Source organism: Mycobacterium gordonae (genome assembly GCF_002101675.1).
Classification (GTDB): domain Bacteria; phylum Actinomycetota; class Actinomycetes; order Mycobacteriales; family Mycobacteriaceae; genus Mycobacterium; species Mycobacterium gordonae.
Genome location: NZ_LQOY01000172.1, coordinates 1 through 4,844, shown reverse-complemented (window position 1 = coordinate 4,844; position 4,844 = coordinate 1). Strand labels below are relative to the sequence as shown.

General features: G+C 61.4%; 5 protein-coding genes and 1 pseudogene. 1 reads left to right on the top strand and 5 read right to left on the bottom strand.

Annotated elements, in window-relative coordinates; genetic code table 11:
- Both AWC08_RS23390 and AWC08_RS23385 read right to left on the bottom strand, forming a co-directional pair.
- Nucleotides 1-403, bottom strand: a 403-nt coding sequence (locus tag AWC08_RS23390; protein ID WP_085081478.1) for an MmpS family transport accessory protein, incomplete at its 3' end; no start/stop codon positions are given.
- A 104-nt stretch (nt 404-507) separates the two neighbouring features.
- Nucleotides 508-1,701 (bottom strand): cytochrome P450, encoded by a 1,194-nt coding sequence (locus tag AWC08_RS23385; RefSeq protein ID WP_007172294.1) that lies wholly within the window; start codon nt 1,699-1,701, stop codon nt 508-510.
- Between the two features lie 65 nt (nt 1,702-1,766).
- Here AWC08_RS23385 and AWC08_RS23380 point away from each other — a divergent pair, with 65 nt between their 5' ends.
- On the top strand, nt 1,767-2,348 hold the full coding sequence (locus tag AWC08_RS23380) for a TetR/AcrR family transcriptional regulator (RefSeq protein ID WP_007172295.1): 582 nt from the start codon (nt 1,767-1,769) through the stop codon (nt 2,346-2,348).
- Nucleotides 2,349-2,993: 645 nt separating this feature from the next.
- Here the strand turns inward: AWC08_RS23380 and AWC08_RS23375 are convergent.
- The 3 genes and pseudogenes from AWC08_RS23375 to AWC08_RS38580 form a co-directional block, all read right to left on the bottom strand.
- Nucleotides 2,994-3,602, bottom strand: coding sequence for a hypothetical protein (locus AWC08_RS23375; RefSeq protein ID WP_007172296.1), 609 nt, complete (start codon nt 3,600-3,602; stop codon nt 2,994-2,996).
- Complete coding sequence (locus AWC08_RS23370) at nt 3,602-4,213, bottom strand: hypothetical protein (protein WP_087139652.1); 612 nt, start codon at nt 4,211-4,213, stop codon at nt 3,602-3,604. Before AWC08_RS23370 ends, AWC08_RS23375 begins: the two co-directional genes overlap by 1 nt.
- A 119-nt stretch (nt 4,214-4,332) precedes the next feature.
- Nucleotides 4,333-4,446: pseudogene (locus tag AWC08_RS38580) on the bottom strand (hypothetical protein); the annotation flags it as partial.
- Nucleotides 4,447-4,844 lie beyond the last annotated feature (398 nt).

Below are 4,844 nucleotides of genomic sequence, written 5' to 3'. Positions count from 1 at the left end.
ACTTCACTATGCAGAACGTTTGCGCATTCATACCCTGACTCGACCTTTCGTCCTTGACCACCTCGTCCACGATGATCGCGCAGCCAATTCGGTTGCTGGCGCTGCCCCGCGTAACAATGTTGACGCGCGTCGAGGGAGCGGAGGGTGTCCAGCGCAACCGCGCGTTGGTTGCTCGCCGCCGCTGGACACTCGCGTCCAAGTAGCTGGCGTTGGCTAGCGTCGGCGGCGGACCATAAACCTGGTAAACCACGCGCTTGGGATCGAGCGGCTTGATCTCATCGGCGACGCCACTGGTCATCGTCTGATCGTCGTGGACGCCGAAAAAGGTGCGAAGCCGCAGTACGCAGAAGCCCGCTACCGCCACCACAAGCACGATGACCAGGACGATCCACATTTTCTTCATCGCGGCGCCAAGGTGAATCCTCCCCAGCCAACCATCTCCCGCTAGTTGGGCGCCCCACCGCCCATTCGACTGGATCGGTCACAGCCAATTGGACCGCAGCGCGGCTAGTTCGCCGACCAGGAGATCGGCAACGACAAATAGCCTCGGATCGGGCCCGACCGCAGGCGCTGCGCGCGGCCCAAGTCGACTTCCCAGTTGGGCACGCGGGCCAGCAAGGCGCGCAACGCGATCCGGGCCTCCATCCGGGCCAAGGACGCACCGAGACAGAAGTGAATGCCTCGGCCGAATGCCACTTGGTGTTCGGGTTTGCGCCCGATGTCAAACACGTCGGGATCAGCGAACACGCGTTCGTCACGATTAGCCGAGCCGAACAACAACAGCACCGAATCACCCGCCGACATTGTGACGCCATGCACTGTCACGTCGCGGGTCAACGTTCGCGAAAGTCCTTGAGCCGGTGAGTCATACCGCAGCAGCTCCTCAACAGCTGCCCCGAGCAAGCTCTCATCGCCAGCCAGCCGGTGGCGGGTGTCGCGATAGTCGGCCAGTACCACCGCGGCGTTGGCCAGCAGATTCGACGTCGTCTCATGACCGGCGATCAGCAGCAGCAGGCAAAAGCCAAGCAGTTCGTCGTCACTAAGGTGCTTTCCGTCGATCTCGGCACACACCAACGCTGACATCAAATCGTCGCGCGGTTGGCCGCGGCGGTCGGCGAGGAAATCGGTGAAGTAGCCATAGATCGCGGCCGCGGCTGCCAAAGCCTCGCCGGTCTCGCCGTGGGTGGGATTGGACTGCACCAACGCGTTCGACCATCGCCGAAATTGTGTACGGTCCTCGCGCGGCACACCGAGCAAATCAGCGATCACCATCGCTGGTAGTACAGCTGCGAAGTCGGCGACGAAATCGGCCGAACTGGCTTCCTGGATCAGGCCGGCCGTCAACTGATCAGCGAGGTCCTCGATCGCGCACGTCAGCGCCGCGATTCGTCGCGGGGTGAAGGCCTTGCTAACCAATGCCCGCAGCTGATCGTGTCGCGGGGGATCCATCAAAATCATCATCGGCAGCAGCGATTCGCGAAAAGTCGAGCCCGGTGGAGTCGGAAATACTCCGTCGACCGACGAGTAGCTGTGATGGTCAAGCAGCGCGCTGATGACATCCGCGTGGCGACTAAGTACCCAGGTGTTGGTATCGGCGGCGTGATAGACCGGTGCCGCGTCGCGTAGCTGCCGGTAGACGGGGTAGGGGTCGTCCTGAATTTCCGCGTCAAAGGGATCGTAGCGAAGTTGTACCGTCGACATAGCGTCTCCTGCCACATTGCAGAACGTCGGTTTAGACTGAGAGTTTAAACCGAGGGGAGGACTTTATGCGGAAGATTCCCGCTCAGATTGCCGACCGGTTGCCTGCCGCGGCCGAACTCTTCGCCGAGCGCGGGCTCAACGACACAAAGATCGAAGACGTCGCCGCGACCACGGGCATCGCCAAGGCCACGCTCTACTACTACTTCGCCGGCAAAGAAGAAATACTCGCCTTCCTCCTCGAAGACGCCCTACAACACGTCGCGCACGAGGTCACCGCGATCGTCGAGGCAGACGGCGCCGCCGCCCAACGCCTGCACGACGTCATCAGTGCCCAACTGCGCGTGATGGCCCAGCGGCCCGCTGTCTGTCGCGCCCTCATAGGAGAACTGGGCCGCGCCGCCCGCATGCCCGTCATCGCCAACATGATCAGCACTGCCTACTTCGAACCCGTCGAGACCTTGCTTCGCGCGGGCGCTAACGACCGTTCACTCGAGGCTCTCGACAACCCCAGAGCTGCCGCCATCGCGCTATTCGGTGCAGTCACCACCAGCGCACTGACCTACCTAATCACCGACGATACGCTCGACGAAGATCTAATCGCACGAACAATTCACGACGTCGTGTTTACCGGCATACGGCCACGCTAGCTCCCCCCGCAGACCAATCTGCGACCACGCGTGTGCTCGATAGTCAACGACTTTGAGCATTTCTGAACATCTCCTACCGCAACAGCTCACCCCCAGAACGCCCGCGTCCGATGGAGGTTCGCGGCCGGCGAGATCCGGGCACCTGACCAGTGCAGCCAGAACGTCGGACCCGAAAACCGCTAGCCCACCACGGCAATACCGCAGGTTTCGAATACGACCACTCCACCAGCACAGTGCCAACACACGACTTACACACCGCCCCTTGGTGTTTCGTGCACTGTGCAAAGTCTCGATGGTCGTCGCACACCAACCATGCGCCCGCACACGACGGGTCAAGTAGCCCGTGGCCGCGGGCAAAATTAGCGTCAGACGGGGGACTTGCCAGGGCTACGGAGGCGTGGCACAGCCTCGAAGCATCCAGGTCTCGAATGGCTCCGCCGGGCGGCGGCCGCAATAGTCAGATATGGCCAATCCGACCCGCGTCTCGGCAACGTGGGATGTCCACATCGCGATATTCGGTATCGCCGGTGGATCCTCACCCGAAGGCTGTCCCCGACGGCCTTCCGTTGTGTGGGCCACAGCCGCGAACCTCCGCGACCGGGCTTCCTTGGAGGCGCCGGGGGAGACCTCGACGTGATGGACGCTCTACGTCTTGACGTCGGGATCGTCTGTGTCACGCTGCGGGTTGGAAAGTCCTGGCGCGGGTGTATTTGATTGAGCTGCTGGCGGATTCGCCCCAGTCGTGCCAGTACCAGCAGTGCCAGGCGCCTTTTTCGTAGTGGTGTCTGCTTCGGGTTCAATCGGGTCGCGCAGATCGATCATTTCGGTGCCAGCCTGGGGAGATATGGTCTTGGTCGTCCAGGTGGACTTGACCCTCGACGATTTGCCTTTGTGTTCGACGTGTACCTCGATGGCATCGGTTGCACTCGCCCCGCTGGTGAGTGTGAAGTAGACGCGAATCTTGGCTTTGCCGCCATCGAAGTTGATTGGCCCGGCACCAGTTTTGGAACGTCCGATTAATGGCAGCTTGGTGTTGGTGCCAGCTGCCATGAGTTCAACCGAATCGACTTGCGCGGCCCCGCTTCCCTCCTTGGCGAGGACGACTTCCACGAACCCGGTCTTGTCGAATTCGCTTGTCACCGTGATGTTGGCGCGGTTCTGACGGATGTAGAGGACGACCGGCACGCCGATTGCGGCCCCCAACGTGGCGGCGGCAATGATGACGCCCCAAATAATCCAGTCGATGCCGAACATCAGGGACACCCGCACGGAAATGACTGTGCGCCCGTTATGGGGTCCACCTCGATGCCTCTATGACACACCTCGCTGCACCCGACCACCTTGCATTGCAAGAGGCCGTTGAAGAATCGTCTGAGATGGCAGCGGTCGTCGTTGTCCTCCCACACGACCTCATACGGGCCCCTCGACGCAGTGCCCACGCGAAAATCGATCGCACCCTCGTCGTCATTGCGCGTGGCTCGATAGAACGACACCGCTTCAGGGTGACCCGGATCCGGGGTCAACAGGTAGTCACCGTTGACCAGCGGAACCGCCGTGTGCCAGATGGCCGCGATGCGCTCGCCCTGACCCCGCTCAACGATGCCCAGACCTGAGCGCGCCTGAGCCCACGATTCTGCGGTGAAAGACAATACGGTAGGGGTGTGGAGCGACGGATGATCCGCATCCGAGAACACGATATCTTGTAGCGAGGGTTCTTCCGCTAGACGCTGCGCGAGCTCGACACTCTCTTCGTCTTGAGCCAATTCATTTCGCACTCTTGGATCTAGCGGTGGCACGATCCCGGCGAGTTCGAGCACGAATGCTGCCATTGTTGCCGGCCACGCCGGCATGCCTACCCCCGTCATGGCACAAACGATAGGGCGATCGCCGCAGCATGGGGCGCATTTCGGCATTTTCGCAGCGGTGGTCAATTTCATTGATCAACGCTGCGCCCCTCGCGGTCCGCGGTGTCGGCGGACGGTGGCTACGGTCTCCACCTTGTCGTAGGGAGACGTTCCCAGGTCGCTGCTTCGACGAGGCCCACCGTGATGAGGAAGGGCACGAACATGCGTTGTTGGGCTTCGGGTTGGCGGGCCAAAGCAGGCTCCAATCCCCCGGCGGGGGAGCGGCTGCGCAGTAGGACCACAGGCAGGAGCGTTTGCTGGAAACGCCCGCCCGCTCGACCGCTCGCCCGGTTATCGGCCCTAGGAATTGACTCATCGAGTGAATCACAATGCGTTAGTGCCACACTCGCTGCATCACGTCGAAACCGGTTGCAAGAGCGTGCGATGCGTATGGCGGCGGATTATCGGGAATGTATAGTGGCGCTCGACTACGTTGAAGTACAACCGATTGCGCTATATGCGGTAGTTCACTGGTAACCCGCCATATTCGATTCGGTCGTATTGCCGCTTGACAGTGTCGGCGTCGTCTGAAAACTGACCCCGTGTCGACGCGGTGGTTTCTAGGTGCGGTCGCAACACTTCTCTAGATTCT